At 71.9% G+C, this 16,146-nt stretch carries 13 protein-coding genes; 8 read left to right on the forward strand and 5 right to left on the reverse strand.

Annotated elements, in window-relative coordinates; all coding sequences use genetic code 11:
- Positions 1–6: 6 nt before the first annotated feature.
- The 8 genes from OG943_RS11200 to OG943_RS11235 all read left to right on the forward strand — a co-directional run bounded on the left by OG943_RS11200 (position 7) and on the right by OG943_RS11235 (position 9,828).
- Positions 7–285 carry a sarcosine oxidase subunit delta gene (locus tag OG943_RS11200; protein ID WP_328609659.1) on the forward strand — a complete coding sequence of 93 codons (279 nt, stop codon included), beginning with the start codon at positions 7–9 and terminating at the stop codon, positions 283–285.
- A complete protein-coding gene (locus OG943_RS11205) occupies positions 282–3,125 on the forward strand; it encodes a 2Fe-2S iron-sulfur cluster-binding protein (protein WP_328609660.1) in 2,844 nt (947 codons plus the stop codon). The genes OG943_RS11200 and OG943_RS11205 overlap by 4 nt, the downstream gene beginning before the upstream one ends.
- Positions 3,115–3,678: a sarcosine oxidase subunit gamma gene (locus OG943_RS11210; RefSeq protein ID WP_328609661.1), complete on the forward strand. Its 564-nt coding sequence runs from the start codon at positions 3,115–3,117 to the stop codon at positions 3,676–3,678. The genes OG943_RS11205 and OG943_RS11210 overlap by 11 nt, the downstream gene beginning before the upstream one ends.
- Positions 3,675–4,520 (forward strand): formyltetrahydrofolate deformylase, encoded by an 846-nt coding sequence (gene purU / locus OG943_RS11215; protein WP_328609662.1) that lies wholly within the window; start codon positions 3,675–3,677, stop codon positions 4,518–4,520. Before OG943_RS11210 ends, purU begins: the two co-directional genes overlap by 4 nt.
- A gap of 17 nt (positions 4,521–4,537) precedes the next feature.
- The gene (locus OG943_RS11220; protein ID WP_328609663.1) at positions 4,538–6,982 is read left to right on the forward strand and encodes a GcvT family protein; all 2,445 of its coding nucleotides are present in this window, start codon (positions 4,538–4,540) and stop codon (positions 6,980–6,982) included.
- 37 nt (positions 6,983–7,019) lie between these two features.
- The gene (locus tag OG943_RS11225) at positions 7,020–7,820 is read left to right on the forward strand and encodes a hypothetical protein (RefSeq protein WP_328609664.1); all 801 of its coding nucleotides are present in this window, start codon (positions 7,020–7,022) and stop codon (positions 7,818–7,820) included.
- An 81-nt stretch (positions 7,821–7,901) separates the two neighbouring features.
- Positions 7,902–8,735, forward strand: coding sequence for an oxidoreductase (locus tag OG943_RS11230; protein ID WP_328609665.1), 834 nt, complete (start codon positions 7,902–7,904; stop codon positions 8,733–8,735).
- Between the two features lie 76 nt (positions 8,736–8,811).
- Complete coding sequence (locus tag OG943_RS11235) at positions 8,812–9,828, forward strand: alcohol dehydrogenase catalytic domain-containing protein (RefSeq protein ID WP_328609666.1); 1,017 nt, start codon at positions 8,812–8,814, stop codon at positions 9,826–9,828.
- A 65-nt stretch (positions 9,829–9,893) separates the two neighbouring features.
- On the opposite strand, the gene OG943_RS11240 is transcribed toward OG943_RS11235, so the two are convergent.
- The 5 genes from OG943_RS11240 to gdhA all read right to left on the reverse strand — a co-directional run bounded on the left by OG943_RS11240 (position 9,894) and on the right by gdhA (position 16,134).
- A complete protein-coding gene (locus OG943_RS11240) occupies positions 9,894–11,348 on the reverse strand; it encodes a glycoside hydrolase family 3 protein (RefSeq protein WP_328609667.1) in 1,455 nt (484 codons plus the stop codon).
- Between the two features lie 3 nt (positions 11,349–11,351).
- A complete protein-coding gene (locus OG943_RS11245; protein ID WP_328609668.1) occupies positions 11,352–12,182 on the reverse strand; it encodes a carbohydrate ABC transporter permease in 831 nt (276 codons plus the stop codon).
- Complete coding sequence (locus OG943_RS11250; RefSeq protein WP_328609669.1) at positions 12,179–13,165, reverse strand: carbohydrate ABC transporter permease; 987 nt, start codon at positions 13,163–13,165, stop codon at positions 12,179–12,181. The genes OG943_RS11245 and OG943_RS11250 overlap by 4 nt, the downstream gene beginning before the upstream one ends.
- A complete protein-coding gene (locus tag OG943_RS11255) occupies positions 13,162–14,445 on the reverse strand; it encodes a sugar ABC transporter substrate-binding protein (protein ID WP_328609670.1) in 1,284 nt (427 codons plus the stop codon). The genes OG943_RS11250 and OG943_RS11255 overlap by 4 nt, the downstream gene beginning before the upstream one ends.
- 345 nt (positions 14,446–14,790) lie before the next feature.
- Positions 14,791–16,134 (reverse strand): NADP-specific glutamate dehydrogenase, encoded by a 1,344-nt coding sequence (gene gdhA / locus OG943_RS11260; RefSeq protein ID WP_328609671.1) that lies wholly within the window; start codon positions 16,132–16,134, stop codon positions 14,791–14,793.
- Between the last annotated feature and the right edge of the window lie 12 nt (positions 16,135–16,146).

Raw genomic sequence — 16,146 nt, forward strand, 5'->3', positions numbered from 1 at the left:
GCCTTGATGCAACTCATCCCCTGCCCGTGGTGCGGGCCGCGTGAAGAGGCCGAGTTCCACTACGGCGGCCAGGCCCACGTCGCCTACCCCGCCGACCCGTCGGCGCTGTCGGACGCCGAGTGGGCGAAGTTCGTGTTCTTCCGCGCCAACCCGAGCGGGCCGCTGGCCGAGCGGTGGAGCCACAGCGCGGGCTGCCGCCGCTGGTTCAACGCCGTCCGCGACACCCGCACCCACGATCTGCTGGCGGTCTACCGCCTCGACGAGCCCCGGCCGGTGACCCCGTGAACGACTTCCGACTCCCCGCGGGCGGCCACGTCGACCGTGGCACGACCCTGCACTTCACCTTCGACGGCCGGGAGCTCACCGGCCACCCCGGCGACACGCTCGCCTCGGCGCTGCTCGCGAACGGCGTCCACCAGGTCGCCACGAGCATCCGCCACGGCCGCCCGCGCGGCATCATGGCGGCGGGTGTCGAGGACGCGAACGCGGTGGTACAGCTGGAAAAGCCGTTCCCCGAGCCGATGCTGACGGCGACCGTGGTGGAGCTGTTCGACGGCCTCGTCGCGCGCGGCCTGCCCGGCCAGGGCCGTCTGGCCACCGAGCCCGACCCCGCCCGTTACGACGCGAAGCACGTGCACTGCGACGTTCTCGTGGTCGGCGCGGGACCGGCCGGTCTGACCGCGGCGCAGACGGCGGCGCGGGCCGGGGCGCGGGTGGTGCTCGTGGACGACCAGCCGGAGCCGGGGGGCTCGCTGCTGGGCTCCGGCGAGTACATCGGCCTCAAGCCCGCCGTCGAATGGGCGCGCACGGTCGCGGCCGAGCTGCGTGACACGCCGGATGTCCTGGTGCTGGAGCGAACGACCGCCTTCGGGGCCTACGACGACGGGTTCGTGCTCGCGTTGCAGCGCCGTACCGATCACCTCGGGGCGGCGGCGCCGGAAGACGCGACGCGGCAACGGGTCTGGCGGATCCGCGCGAAGCAGACCGTGTTCGCGACCGGCGCCCACGAGCGACCGGTGGTGTTCGCGGACAACGACCGGCCCGGCATCCTGCTCGCCGACGCCGCTCGCACGTATCTGCACCGCTATGGCGTGCTGCCCGGCCGTCGCGCGGTCGTGTTTACCACCGGCGACAGCGCGTACGCCGCCGCGGTCGACCTGGCCGACGCCGGGGTGGAGGTCGCGCTCATCGTGGACGCCCGGCCGGACGCCCCGGCGGGCTGGGCCGCCGCCTGTGCCGAGCGGGGCATCGAGGTCCACACCGGCAGTGTGGTCACCGGCACCGAAGGGACGGACCGGGTTTCCGCTGCCCTTGTCGCGCGGGCCGGGGAGACGGCGGTCGAAGCGGTCGCGTGTGACGTGCTGCTGGTCTCCGGCGGCTGGAACCCGGCGGTGCACCTGTTCAGCCAGGTGCGCGGGAAGCTGCGTTACGCCGCCGAGCTGGGCGCGTACGTGCCGGAAGGTGAGCTGCCGTCCGCCCGGGTCGCGGGCTCCGCCACCGGCACGCCGGACTTCGCGGGCTGCGTGCAGGAGGGCCGTGCGGCCGGGGCCGCGGCGCTGACGGCCGCCGGGTTCGCGCCGTCGGCGGAGTCCCCGCTGCCGACGTCGGACGCGCGGGTGCCGGAGCTGCCCTCCACCGTGTTGTGGCTGGTGCCGAGTGCGGAGTCCGAAGTGGACACACGCTTCGTCGACCTGCAGCGCGACGCGACGGTGTCCGACGTGCTGCGGGCCACGGGCGCCGGGCTGCGGTCGCTGGAGCACATCAAGCGCTACACCACTATCGGCACGGCGCACGACCAGGGCAAGACGTCCGGTCTGCTGGCCGCGGGCATCACCGCGGACGCGCTCGGGCTCGACCTCGCCGAGCAGCGGCCGACCACCTACCGGCCGCCTTACACGTCGGTGGCGTTCGCAGCGCTGGCCGGGCGGCACCGTGACCTGCACGACCCCGTCCGCGTCACCGCGCTGCACTCGTGGCACGTCGCGCACGGGGCCGAGTTCGAGAATGTCGGCCAGTGGAAGCGCCCGTGGTACTACCCGCGCCCGGGTGAGGACCTGGCGGCCGCGGTGCTGCGGGAATGCCGCGCGGCGCGCACGGGCGTGGCCATGATGGACGGCTCCACGCTCGGCAAGATCGACGTGCAGGGCCCGGACGCCGCCGCCTTCCTGGACCTGCTCTACACGAACATGATGAGCACGCTGAAGGTCGGCCGGATCCGCTACGGCGTGATGTGCGGGCTGGACGGGATGGTGCTCGACGACGGCACCGTCATCCGCGTCGCCGAGGACCGGTTCCTGGTCACCACGACCACCGGCAACGCGGCGATGGTGCTGGAGTGGATGGAGGAGTGGCTGCAGACCGAGTGGCCGCACCTGCGGGTGTTCGCGACGTCGGTGACCGAGCACTGGGCGACGATCCCGCTCGTCGGGCCGCGCTCGCGGGACGTGCTCGGCGCGCTCGCCCCCGGCCTCGACGTGAGCAACGAGGCGTTCGGCTTCATGACCTGGCACGACGCCGAGGTGGCCGGGATCCCCGCGCGGGTCTGCCGGATCAGCTTCTCCGGCGAGCTGGCCTACGAGGTGAATGTGCCGTCCTGGTACGGAACCGCGCTGTGGGAGTCGCTGATGGACGCCGGCGCCGAGTACGGCATCACGCCGTACGGCACCGAGACCATGCACGTGCTGCGCGCCGAGAAGGGCTACCCGATCATCGGGCAGGAGACCGACGCCACGGTCACCCCGCAGGACCTCGGCATGTCCTGGGCGGTGTCGAAGAAGAAGGCCGACTTCCTCGGCAAGCGCTCGTTCGCGCGGGCGGAGAACAACCGGCCCGACCGCAAGCAGCTCGTCGGCCTGCTGCCCGTGGACCCCGCGGTGCGGCTGCCCGAGGGCGCGCAGTTGATCGAGACCCCTCACGTGCCCAATCCGCCGGTGCGGATGCTCGGCCACGTGACGTCCAGCTACCGCAGCGCGGCGCTGGATCGGACCTTCGCGCTGGCCCTGGTGCGCTCCGGGCACGAGCGCGTCGGCGAGACGCTGTACGTGCCCGTCGGCGATCAGGTCGTGCCGGTGACGGTGACCGGTTCCGTGCTCTTCGACCAGGAAGGAACCCGCCGTGACGGCTGAAATCCTGCGCCGCGCGCCACTCGGGGATGCGGCGCTTCCCGCGGTACTCGGCGCCGAGGAGCGACCGTTCCTGACTCAGCTAACGCTGCGAGTGCGTGAGGGCCACGAGGCGGTGGGCGCCGTGCTCGGCGTCCCGCTGCCGTTGGCGCCCTGCACTTTCGCCTCTGGAACGGGGGACTTCGGGGCCGTCGACGTGCTGTGGCTGGGCCCGGACGAGTACCTCGTGCTCGCCGCTCCCGGCGTGGCCGGGCTGGAACCCGCCGTGCGGGCGGCGATCGGGGTGGGCGCGGTGACCGACGTTTCGGCGCAGCGCACCACCGTGGCTCTCTCCGGTCCGGCGGTGCGCGACGTGCTGGCCCACGGCTGCTCGATCGACCTGCACCCGAAGGCGGCGCCGCCTGGCACCTGCGTGCAGACCCTGCTCGCGCGGACCGGCGTCATCCTCCTGGTCCGCGGGGACGACGAGTACACGGTCCTGGTCCGGCAGTCGTTCGCGGCCTACTTCGCCGCGTGGCTGGCCGACGCCGCACTCGAATACCGGGAGCAGACATGACCCAGCACTTCACCTTGACCCTCCGCTGCCCGGAACGCTCGGGCATCGTGCACGCCGTCACGACGTTCCTCGTCGGCCGCGGCTGCGACATCGTGGAGCACCAGCAGTTCGACGACGACGTCCGCGGCTCGCTGTTCCTGCGCACCGCGTTCAGCTGCAGTGAGTCCACTGTGGACGACCTGACCCGCGCCTTCGCACCGGTGGCCGGCGAGTTCGGCATGGAGTTCCAGTTCTCCGGCGCCGAGCCGGACCGGGTGCTGGTGATGGTCTCGAAGTTCGGGCACTGCCTCAACGACCTGCTGTTCCGCTGGCGCGCGGGCAGCCTCGGCGCGGAGATCGCGCTGGTGGTGTCGAACCACGAGGACCTGCGCCCGATGGCGGAGGCGGCCGGCGTGCCGTTCGCGCACGTGCCGGTCACGCCCGCCACGAAGGCCGAGGCGGAGCAACGGCTGCTGGACCTGGTCGGCGAGCACTCGATCGACCTCGTGGTGCTGGCCCGCTACATGCAGGTCCTCTCCGACGAGCTGTGCGCGAAGCTGCAGGGCCGCGCGATCAACATCCACCACTCGTTCCTGCCCGGCTTCAAGGGCGCCAAGCCCTACCACCAGGCCTACGACCGCGGCGTCAAGTACGTCGGCGCCACCGCCCACTACGTCACCCCGGCGCTGGACGAGGGCCCGATCATCGAGCAGGAAGTGCAGCGCGTCGACCACACGCACTCGCCGCGCGCGCTGGTCACCGTCGGCCGCGACGCCGAGGCGCTCGCGCTTTCGCGCGCCGTGCGCTGGCACTGCGAGCGCCGCGTCCTGCTCAACGGCAACAGCACCGTCGTCTTCCGCTGACCCACCAAGGAGTTCTCATGACCCGTGTCGTGATCATCGGCGCCGGCATCGTGGGCGCCAACCTCGCCGACGAGCTGACCGCCCGCGGCTGGACCGACGTCACCGTGCTCGACCAGGGGCCGCTCCCGCTCACTGGCGGCTCGACCTCCCACGCGCCCGGCCTGGTGTTCCAGACGAACGCGTCGAAGGCGATGACGGAGTTCGCGAGCTACACCGTCGAGAAGCTCCGCTCGCTCGAAGTGGACGGGCTCCCGTGCTTCAACCAGGTCGGCGGGATGGAGGTGGCGAGCACCCCGGCGCGGTGGCACGACCTCAAGCGCAAACAGGGCTGGGCGACGTCGTGGGGTGTCGAGGCGCGGCTGATCGACGCCGCCGAATGCGTCGAGCGATGGCCGCTGCTCGACGGTTCATCGGTCCTCGGCGCGCTGTATGTACCGACCGACGGGTTGGCCAAGGCGTCACGCGCGGTGGTCGCGCTGGCGCGGCGGGCGGAGTCGCGGGGCGCGCGGTTCGTCGGCTCGACGCGGGTGACCGGCGTCCGGCAGTCGGGCGGGCGCGTCACCGGGGTCGAGACGGACCAGGGCGAGTTCGCGGCGGACGTCGTCGTGTCGTGCGCCGGGTTCTGGGGCCGGGAGATCGGCGCCATGGTCGGGCTGGACGTGCCGCTGCTGCCGCTCGCGCACCAGTACGCGAAGACCGGGCAGATCGCGGAGCTGATCGGCCGCAACACCGAGGCGGGCGAGGCGAGCCTGCCGATCCTGCGCCACCAGGACCAGGACCTGTACTTCCGTGAGCACGTCGACCGGATCGGCATCGGCTCGTACGCGCACCGGCCGATGCCGGTCGAGCCGCTCGCCGCCTCGGCCGAGGTGACCGAATCGTCGATGCCGTCGATGCTCCCGTTCACCGAAGAGGACTTCGCGCCGTCGTGGGAGGAGGGCCGGCTGCTGCTGCCGGCCCTGCGGCAGGCGAAGGTCGAGGAGGGCTTCAACGGGATCTTCTCCTTCACCCCGGACGGCCAGTCGCTGGTGGGGGAGTCCACGGAGGTCCGCGGCTTCTGGGTCGCCGAGGCGATCTGGGTGACGCATTCGGCGGGCATCGCCAAGGCCGTCGCCGAGCAGCTGGTGCACGGCCGGTCCGAGACCGACCTGCACGAGCTGGACCTCCACCGGTTCGAGGACGTGCAGCTGGCGCCGGAGTACGTGAGCGAGACCTCGCAGCAGAACTTCGTGGAGATCTACGACGTGCTGCACCCGCTGCAGCCGAAGCTCTCGCCGCGGAACCTTCGGGTGAGCCCGTTCCACGCCCGGCAGCGTGAGCTGGGCGCGGTGTTCCTGGAGGCCGCCGGCTGGGAGCGGCCGCACTGGTTCGAGGCCAACGCGCCGCTGTTGAAGCAGCTCCCGCACGACTACCTGCCGCCCGCCCGGGACAGCTGGGCCGCGCAGTTCCACTCGCCGATCGCGGCGGCCGAGGCGTGGCACACGCGCAACGGCGTCGCGCTGTACGACATGACCCCGCTCAAACGGGTCGAGGTCAGCGGGCCCGGGGCGCTGGATTTCCTGCAGCGGCTCACGACGAACCAGCTCGACAAGTCCGTCGGCTCGGTCACGTACACCCTCATGCTCGACGAGGCGGGCGGCGTGCGCAGCGACGTCACCGTGGCGCGGCTGGAGCCGGACGTGTTCCAGGTGGGCATCAACGGGAACATCGACGTCGCGTACTTCCGCTCGCTGCTGCCCGCGGACGTCCGCGTCCGGGACATCACGGGCGCGACCTGTTGCATCGGCGTCTGGGGGCCGCTCGCGCGGGATCTGGTGCAGCCACTGTCGCGAGAGGACTTCTCGCACACCGGGCTGAAGTACTTCCGCGCGCGGAAGGCCCGGATCGCCGGCGTCCCGGTGACCGCCATGCGACTGTCCTATGTGGGCGAACTCGGCTGGGAGATCTACACCGAGGCCGACAACGGGCAACGGCTGTGGGACGCGCTGTGGGCCGCCGGGCGCGGGCTGGGCGTGATCGCGGCCGGGCGGGCGGCGTTCAACAGCCTCCGGCTGGAGAAGGGCTACCGGCTGTGGGGCACGGACATGACCACGGAACACGACCCGTACGAGGCCGGGGTCGGTTTCGCGGTCCGGCCCGCGAAGGGTGCTTTTGCCGGCCGGGAAGCGATCGACGGGCGCAGTGAAGAAACGGCGACGCGGCGGTTGCGCTGCCTGACCGTGGACGACGGCCGGACCGTGGTGCTCGGCAAAGAGCCGGTGTTCTGCGGCGGTGTGCCGGCCGGATACGTGACCAGCGCGGCGTACGGCTACACGATCGGGCGGCCGATCGCCTACGCGTGGCTCCCGGCCACCGTCGGCATCGGTGACGGGGTCGAGATCGAGTACTTCGGCCGCCGGGTCGCGGCGACGGTGGCGGCCGAGCCGCTCGTCGACCCCGGCATGGCGCGGATCCGGCGCTGACCCGGTTTTCGACCCGGTACTGAGAGGAGTGATGGGCGTGCGTGACCTGATCATGAGCGACTTCCTGAAGAACCTGGCGGTCCCGGGGCCCGCCCCGAGCGGCGGTGCGGTGGCGGCAGTGGGCGTGGCGCAGGCCGCGGCCTTGCTCGCCCGGGTGGCCGGTGCCGACCGCGAGCTGTGTGCCGAGGCCGAACTGTTGCGGATGCACGCCCTTCGCTTGGCGGAGAAGGACGCCCACGCCGTCGGCCGGTTCGCCCCGTTCGCGGGCCCGGTGACGGGTGGGGCTGCCGGGGCGCTCGCGGCCGGTGAGGCTGCCGCCCCGCTCAGGGGCCGGGCAGCCGGTGGGGATCCCTCGGCCGCGGTTGCGGGCGGTGCCCCGGCCGCGAGCGGTGCGGGTGCGGCGGCGCTCGCCGCTTGCCTGCCCGCCGCCGACGTGATCGCCGCGGCCGCCGAGGCGGTGGCACTGGCCGAGCGGCTGCTGCCGGGGTCCGGGCTGTCGGGTGGAGTGCCGTCGAGTACCGGGCTGTCCAGTGCCGGGCCGTCGAGCGCAGGGCCGTCGAGCGCAGGGCCATCGAGCGCAGTGCCGTCGAGTGCCGTACGGCCCGGTGAGGTGTCGCCGGATGTCGCGGCCGTGGCGGAGATCGCGCGGTCGTCGGCGATGACCGCGCGGGTGGCGATCGAGACCCGGCTCGGTGCGGTGCCCGGTGAAGCGGCGGTCGCGCTGCGGGCCGTGGTGGCAGGCGTGGACGGGCTCGCCGAGCGGGCCACGTGGGTCACTGCCGCCGTCCGGGCTGCGAACGTGCCGGCGCGTTCGACCGAGGCCGTACGAGTGGGTTAAGTAACCAACCAGTTGGTTGACGATCGGGTGCACCGGGTGTCTGATGGAGGGTGAAGGAAACCTCCACCAGGGAAGGCATCCATGCCCAAGACGTGGCTCATCACCGGCAGTTCCCGCGGCTTCGGCCGCGAGCTGGCGCAGGCGGTCCTCGAAAGCGGCGACCACCTGGTCGCCACCGCGCGGCGGCCCGAGCAGCTCGGCGACCTCGTCCGCAAGTACGGCGGCAGCGTGCGCGCGGTCGCCCTCGACGTCACCGACGCGGAGGCGGCGCGGGCGGCCGTCCGTACCGCGGTGACGGAGTTCGGCTCGCTCGACGTCGTGGTGAACAACGCCGGTTACGCCAATTCCGCGCCCATCGAAGAGATGTCCGACGAGGACTTCCGCGCGCAGATCGACGCGAACCTGTACGGCGTCGTCAACGTCACCAAGGCAGCGCTGCCCGTGCTGCGCCAGCAGCGCTCGGGCCACATCGTGCAGTTCTCCTCGATCGGCGGACGCGTCGGCGGCTCGCCCGGGATGGGCGCGTACCAGACCGCGAAGTTCGCTGTCGAAGGCTTCTCCGAGGTGCTGAACAACGAGGTGAAACCGTTTGGGGTCAAGGTGGTGATCGTCGAGCCGGGCCCGTTCCGCACGGACTGGGCGGGCTCGTCGATGACAATCGCGCCCGTCGGCCCGGACTACGAGGAGACCGTCGGCGCGATGAACCGCGGCCGCGCGGGCGCCGCGACCTGGCCCGGCGATCCGGCGCGGGCGGCGAAGATCATCCTCGACGTCGTCGCCCACCCCGAGCCGCCGCTGCGGCTCCTGCTGGGGGCCACGGCGGTCGAGCTGGCCGCGAAGTCCTCGGCCGAGCGCGCCGCTGAGGCGGCGGAGTGGGCGGACGTCAGCCGGGCCGCGGACTTCCCGGACTCGTGAGTGTTTATGACGGTTCTAACCGTCATAAACACTCACGAGTCCTTGCGTCACAGCACTAGCATCGGGGCATGTCTCGGTGTCGAGGGCGGTCGGAGTGAAGGCGTTTGTCGTGCACGGGCCGGGGAAGGCCGAGGTGGCCGACGTCGCCGAGCCGGAGCCCGGCGTCGGCGAGGTGGTGGTCGAGGTCGAGCGGGCCGGGGTGTGCGGCACGGACGTCGAGTTCTTCACCGGCGAGATGGAGTACCTCGCCGAGGGCCACGCGCGCTACCCGATGCGGCTCGGCCACGAGTGGTGCGGCACGGTCGTGCGCGCCGGCGAGGGGGTGCACCCGGGCTGGCTCGGCCGGCGCGCCGTCGGTGACACGATGCTCGGCTGCGGGCGGTGCCGTCGCTGCCGCGGCAGGCACCAGTACACCTGCGCGGACCGCGAGGAGGTCGGCATCCGCGGCGGCCGCGCCGGGGCGCTGGCCGAACGCGTCGCGGTGCCGGTGACCTCGCTGCACGAGCTGCCGCCCACCGTCGACCCGCAGCTCGGCGCACTGGTCGAGCCGGGCGGCAACGCGATCCGTGCCGCGCGGGCCGCCGCCGGCGAGCGGGTCCTGGTCCTCGGTCCGGGCACGATCGGGCTGCTCACGGCGCTGTTCGCGCGCGCGGCCGGTGCCGCGGTCCACCTGGTCGGGACCACGCCGTGGTCGCTGGAGTTCGCGCGCTCACTGGGTTTCCCGGCCACGACGGAGCTGCCGGAACCGCCGTTCGACGCGGTGGTCGACGCCACCAACGACCCGGCGTCCCCGGCGCGGGCACTGGAACTGGTCGAGCCGTCCGGGCGGCTGGTCTGCATCGGGCTGGCCGGGACCCCGAGCCTGATGGACGCCCGGTCACTGGTGTTCAAGGACGTGACGGCGATCGGGATCCTCAGCGCGTCCCCGGGATTGCCCGACGCGATCGACGCGTACGCCCGCGGCGACGTCGACCCGCGCCCGCTGGTGGCAGCGACGGTCGGCTTGGACGGGGTGGCCGCGGTACTCGCGGGCGAACGCCCGCCCGGCGCGCTGGCTGGTCCCAAGATCCTGGTCGACCCGCGGCAGGGCTGAAAGCCGTCAAGGCCTCCTTACCCGCGTAGGACGCGGGTAAGGAGGCCTTGACGGACTTCGGGGGGTCAGACGAGGTACTCCGCGGCCGCGCGCAGGCTGACGTACGAGCCGCTGAACGTGTCGATCCGGTCACCGGTCCCGAAATCCGGGCCGGGGGCGCCGGTCTCGACGCGGATGTAGTCCACATCGGACAGTTCCGCGAGCAGTGCCAGCACCGCCGGGTGACGGTGCGCCTCGCGGGTCACCACGACCACGCTTCCGGCTTCGCGGGCGGCCGAGCGCACCAGCCCGGCGTCGTCCGGGCCCGCGGTCAGCGCTCGCGTTCCCGGTGCCAGCTCGGTCAGGTGCGGGCCGAGCCCCCACGGCATCGGCCCGGCCGCGATGGTCGGGTCCGTGCGGACGTCGACCACCAGCGGCACCCCGGACAGCCGCGGCTCGCCCTGGATTCGCAGGGCGGCGCGCGCCGCCTCCAGGCCCAGGGTGTGGTCCACCGGGCGGATCGACGCCGGGGACGGCGACGTGCCCAGTGAAGCGGTCCGGGCGGCCGCGTCGGCGAGCCGTTCCAGGGACAGCGTGCCGTCCTCGACCGCGGCCACGATGGTCGCCGTGATGCGGTCGAGCGTGTCGGCGTCGAAGGCCGCGCCGCCGATGCACAGGGCGTCGGCGCCCGCGGCGAGCGACCGCACAGCCGCCTGGCCCAGGCCGTCGTGCCGGCCGTACGCGCCGGAGACCGCGCCCATCTCGAGCGCGTCGGTGATCACCGCGCCGGTGAAGCCCAGCTCGCCGCGCAGCACGTCGGTCAGCGCGGTGCGGTTGAGCGTCGCCGGCTCGTCGCCCCACGCCCGCACCACCAGGTGGCCGGACATGATCGCGCGCACCCCGGCCCGGATCGCCGCGGCGAACGGGACCAGCTCGATCTCCCGCAGCTCCGCCGGGGTCCGGGGGAGCACGGGCAGCGCCACGTGCGAGTCCTCCGTCGCCGCGCCGTGCCCCGGGAAGTGCTTCGCGCACGCCGCGACGCCGTACTTCTGCAGCCCGGTCACGTAAGCCGCCACGTGCGGCGACGCCTTGGCCGGGTCCGACCCGAACGCCCGGACCCCGATGATCGGGTCCTCCGCCGCCAGGGTCAGGTCCGCGCACGGCGCCAGGTTCACCGTGACGCCGCACGCGGCCAGCCGCTCGCCGAGCGCCGCGGCGACGGCCGTGGTCAGCTCCGGGTCGCCGGCCGCGCCGAGGGCGAGCGGCCCGGGCACGAACGACCCGGTGGCGACGTCGAGCCGCGTGACGTCACCGCCTTCCTCGTCGATCCCGACCACGACGTCGTCGCGCTCGGCGCGCAGGGCCGCGGTCAGCGCCGCCACCTGCTCGTCGTCGACCACGTTGCGGCCGAACAGGATCACGCCGCCCAGACCCTCGCCCAGGCGCCGCCGCAGCCAGTCCGGCGCGGTGGTGCCCGCGAAACCGGGCAGCAGGACGGCTTCGGCCAGCCTCCGAGGATCCAGCGTTCGAGGATCGGACAAGACCTATCCCTTCACCGCGCCGGCGGTCATGCCGGAGACCAGTTTGCGTTGCACGATCAGGAAGAACACCAGCGCCGGGATCGCGTAGATCACCGAAGCCGCCATCACCCCGCCCCAGTCCACGGAGAACGCGGTGCGGAACGACGAGAGCCACACCGGCAGCGTCTGCTTGGACTGGTCCCGCATGAACACCAGGGCGAACAGGAACTCGTTCCACGCGGTGATGAAGCTGAACACCGACGTCGTCACCAGGCCGGGGCCCAGCAGCGGCAGCGTGACCCGGCGGAACGCGCCGGTCCGGCTGCAGCCGTCGATCATCGCGGCTTCTTCGAGGTCGTACGGGATGCCGTTGACGAAGCCGTAGAGCATCCAGACCGTGAACGGCAGCGACGTGGCGAAGTACACCAGCAGCAGCGAGGGCAGGGTGTTGAGCAGCCCGATGTCGCGCATCAGCAGGTACATCGGGATGAACAGCGCCGAGAGCGGGGCCAGCTGCGCCATCAGGATCAGCAGCAGGAAGCCCTTGCGCCCGCGGAAGCGGAACCGCGCCAGCGGGATCGCCGCGAGCACGCCCACCACCAGCGCGGCGATCACCGCGCCGAGGGTGACGATCAGGCTGTTGCCCAGGTAGGTGACGAACCCCGGCTTGGTCAGCGCCGACGCGAAGTTCGACAGCGTCGCCGAAGTCGGGATCAGGTCGTACTTCGGCGAAAGCACGTCACCGGGCGTCTTCAGCGACGTGGTGAACATCCAGTACGTCGGGAAGAAGAACACCAGCGCGACGAGGATACCGACGACCGAGAGGGCGACCCGCTGGGTCAGGGACTTCTTCACGCGATCTCCCCGTCCTTCGTCCGGACCAGCAGCTGGACGTAGCGGGCGGTGACCGCCAGCAGGAGCACCAGCATGATGGTCGCGATCGCCGCGGCACTGCCGAAGTGGCTGCCGGCGATGCCCTTGAGGTACTGCAGGATGGCGAGCGTGGTGCTCTGCCCGTCCGGCCCGCCCTGGCGGATCGCCCAGACCTGGCCGAACATGTTGAAGTCCCACAGCACCGACAGGAACGTCACCATGGTCAGGATCGGCCGGATCGCCGGCCAGCTGACCGCGCGGAACGTCTGCAGCGGCCCGGCGCCGTCGATGCCGGCCGCCTCGTACTGCTCGCGCGGCACGCCGATCAGGCCCGCGTAGAGCGTGAACGCCACGAACGGCACGGCCTGCCACAGCACCAGCAGCCCGATCACGGCCAGCGTGCTGCCGCCGGTGGAGAACCACGAGTAGCCGATGAACGAGTGGAAGCCCAGCTTGTCGAGCGTCTTGTTCAGGATTCCGTACTGCTGGTCGAAGATCCACTGGAACACCGTCGTCGTGGCGATCACCGGCACCGCCCAGGCGAGCACCAGCGAAACCTGCACGCAGATGCGGACCACCGGGTTGAGGTGGCGCATCAGCACCGCGATGAGCAGCGCCACCAGCAGCGTCGCCGCGACCAGCGCCGCGGTGAACAGGACGGTCCGGATCGTGACCGACCAGAACTCCGGGTCCGACAGGGTGTCCGTGTAGTTCGCGAGCCCGATCCAGACCATCTTCCCGGTCACCAGCTCGCGCAGGTCGAGCCGGCGCAGGCTGATCAGGAGCATCTGGATCGTGGGCCAGCCGAGCAGCACCAGCACGGCGACGAGGGCGGGCAGGATCAGGAGGTAGGGCGTCAGCCGCTCACCGAGCCCGCCCCGGCGCCGCGGTTTCGGGGGACTGACGCGCGCCGACGCCGGCGGGGTGGCCCCCGCCGGCGTCGGCATCTCCTTGGTCGCCGTCATCCGCCGATGATCTTGTCGAGCGCGGCGTTCGCGTCGGCCGTGGCCTGGTCGACGGTCTTCTTGCCGGTCAGGTACGCGGTCAGCATGTCCTTCAGCGGGTTCTGGCCGGACTCGACCTCACCCCACTTGGGGCTGGTGGGCACCGCGCGGCCGTTCTTCGAGGCCGTGGCCATGACTGCGCCCAGCGGGTCCTTGGACAGCGCGCTGACGTCCGACGACGTGCCCGGCACGTAGCCGGCCGCGGCCATCTGGGTCATGTACTTGTCGCCCGAGAGCAGCTTCAGGTACTCCTTCGCCAGGTCCTTGTTCTTGCTGTTGACCGGGACGACGAGGTTCGAGCCGCCGAGGAACACCGGGGCCGGCTGGCCCGCGGTCTTGCCAGGGATCGCGAACGCGCCGGTCTTGTCGGTGATGGTCGGGTCGGTCTTGGCGGCGGTGGCCACCTCGCCCGGGGTGCCGATGAACATCGCGACCTTGCCGCCGCCGTAGATGCCCGCCTGCTGCGGGGTGGCCTCGTCGTTGTCCTTCGGCGCGGTGGTGCCGGAGGCGTCCACGAGCTGCTTGTAGAACTCCAGGCCCGCCTTCGAGCCGGCGCTGTCGAGCGTGGACTTGAAGGACTTGCCGTCGGCCTTCGCGATGTCACCGCCGTTGTCCCAGATGAACGACAGCAGCGAGTACCAGTACTGGCCCGGCAGGTAGAGCGGCTGGAACTGCGGGTCGCTGCCGAACTTCGCCTTGAGCTTGGTGATGGCGTCGAGCCACTCCGCGTTCGAGGCCGGCGTGGCGGTGATGCCGGCCTGCTCGAACATGTCCTTGCGGTAGAGCACCTCCCGGTTGGCGGCGTAGAACGGCACGCCGTAGGTCTTGCCGTCGTACTCGCCCGAGGCCTTGAGGCCGGCGAGCCACTGCGCGCCGTTCAGGTCGTTGACCGAGGAGGTCAGGTCCTCCAGCACACCCTGCGAGGCGAACGCCGGCGTCTGCGTGTTGCCGACCTCGATCACGTCGGGCGGGTTGTCGCCGGCCAGCGCGGTGGTGAGCTTCTGCTGGATCCCGTTCCACTGCTGGATCTGGTAGTCGACCTTGACCCCGGCGTGCGCGGCCTCGAATTCCTTGTTCAGTGCCCCCGACAGGCTGTCCGGCGCGGAGCCGGTCATCAGCCAGACCGTCAGCGTGCCGGTCCCCGAGCCCGAGGCGTTGTCACCGCCGCCAGAGCCGGCACAACCGGCTGTCGCGAGGGTGATGGCGGCGGCGCCCGCCACCAGCTTGAGCCAGCGCTTCACTTGTCTCGTCCTTTCGGTGCCCGGCCCCCAGGCCGGTGGGTGACAAATGGTGTAGACCAATGTCGAGCAGCGTGGTCCGGACCACAGCTGGTGTCAAGCCGGTTGCCAAGACGTTGTAAACGCGGCGGGCGGTTTGACTCTGCGTGTACGCGTGGTTACCGGCTTACCGCGCGAAAGCCTGAGCGGACACGAAAAACCCCTGCTGGCCACCAGCTCGCGCAGCAGGGGTGTACTGGGTGAACGATTCGCCGGCACCCGCGGCGCCGGCCGGACCGGCCCGGTTTGCCGGACTGCGCCTGGTCCAGTGGTACGGAGTGGTCCGCAGGACGCCGCGGCGCCCGGGAATCAGATCAGGCCGAGAGTGGACATCGCTCCCGCCACGGTACGGAACCCGGCGATGTTCGCGCCGGTCACGTAGTCGCCCGGCGCGCCGTGCTCTTCGGCGGTGGTGAGGCAGCGGGTGTGGATCGCGGTCATGGTCTCCTTGAGCCGCCGGTCGGTCTGCTCGAACGTCCAGCGCTCGCGCGCGGCGTTCTGCTGCATTTCCAGCGCGGAGGTGGCCACGCCGCCCGCGTTCGCCGCCTTGCCGGGCGCGAACACGACGCCGGCCTCGCGGAACACCTGGACGGCCGCGGGCGTGCACGGCATGTTGGCGCCTTCGGCCACGCCGAGCAAGCCGTTCTTCACCAGCGCGATCGCGGCCGGCTCGTCCAGCTCGTTCTGCGTCGCCGACGGCACCGCGACGTCGCAAGGCACCTCCCACGGCGTTTCGCCGGGGAAGAAGCGCGCGGACGGCACGTGCCCGAGGTAAGCCTGAAGCCGTTCCCGCCGGACGTTCTTGACCTCGTGCAGCACGTCGAGGTCGATGCCCGCGGGGTCGTGCAGGAAGCCGCCGGAGTCGGAGCAGGCGACGGTGGTGGCGCCGAGTTCGCGCAGCTTCGCCATGGCGTGGAAGGCGACGTTGCCCGAGCCGGAGACCACGGCGGTCCGGCCGTCCAGGCGCTCGCCGCGCGTGGTGAGGGCGGCGTCGAGGAAGTAGACCGTGCCGTAGCCGGTCGCCTCGGGCCGCGCGAGGCTGCCGCCGACGAGCGGGTCCTTGCCGGTGATGGTGCCCGCGTCGAACCGGTTGGTGAGGCGTTTGTACTGGCCGAACAGGTAGCCGACCTCACGCCCGCCGACGCCGATGTCGCCCGCGGGCACGTCGGTCTGCGGGCCGATGTGGCGGTGCAGCTCGGTCATGAACGCCTGGCAGAACCGCATCACCTCGGCGTCGGAGCGCCCGGCCGGGTCGAAGTCCGAGCCGCCCTTGCCGGCGCCGATGCCGAGGCCGGTGAGCGCGTTCTTGAACACCTGCTCGAAGGCCAGGAACTTGACCGTGCCGAGGCTGACGCTGCGGTGGAACCGCAGGCCGCCCTTGTACGGGCCGAGCGCGGAGCTGAAGCCGACGCGGAAGCCGCGGTTGACGTGCGCCCGGCCTTCGTCATCGGTCCAGACCACCCGGAACATGATCTGCCGCTCGGGCTCGCAGAGCCGCTCCAGCAGCGCGGCGTCGCGCAGCCCGGGGTCGCGGCGCAGCGCGGGCTGGATGGCTTCGAGCACCTCGGACACGGCCTGGTGGAACTCGTCCTCGGCCGGGTTCCGGCGCACGATGTCCGCGAGCAGGGCCGAGGAGGCGGTGTCCAGATTCATCGCGGGGTTCCC

Source organism: Amycolatopsis sp. NBC_00345 (genome assembly GCF_036116635.1).
In the GTDB taxonomy this organism is placed as follows: domain Bacteria; phylum Actinomycetota; class Actinomycetes; order Mycobacteriales; family Pseudonocardiaceae; genus Amycolatopsis.

What these genes read in the sequence shown, in the direction of transcription:
- OG943_RS11200 (WP_328609659.1), top strand. Translation starts at nt 7, where the DNA reads ATGCAACTCATCCCCTGCCCGTGGTGCGGGCCGCGTGAAGAGGCCGAG.
- purU (WP_328609662.1), top strand. Translation starts at nt 3,675, where the DNA reads ATGACCCAGCACTTCACCTTGACCCTCCGCTGCCCGGAACGCTCGGGC.
- OG943_RS11220 (WP_328609663.1), top strand. Translation starts at nt 4,538, where the DNA reads ATGACCCGTGTCGTGATCATCGGCGCCGGCATCGTGGGCGCCAACCTC.
- OG943_RS11230 (WP_328609665.1), top strand. Translation starts at nt 7,902, where the DNA reads ATGCCCAAGACGTGGCTCATCACCGGCAGTTCCCGCGGCTTCGGCCGC.
- OG943_RS11250 (WP_328609669.1), bottom strand. Translation starts at nt 13,165, where the DNA reads ATGACGGCGACCAAGGAGATGCCGACGCCGGCGGGGGCCACCCCGCCG.
- gdhA (WP_328609671.1), bottom strand. Translation starts at nt 16,134, where the DNA reads ATGAATCTGGACACCGCCTCCTCGGCCCTGCTCGCGGACATCGTGCGC.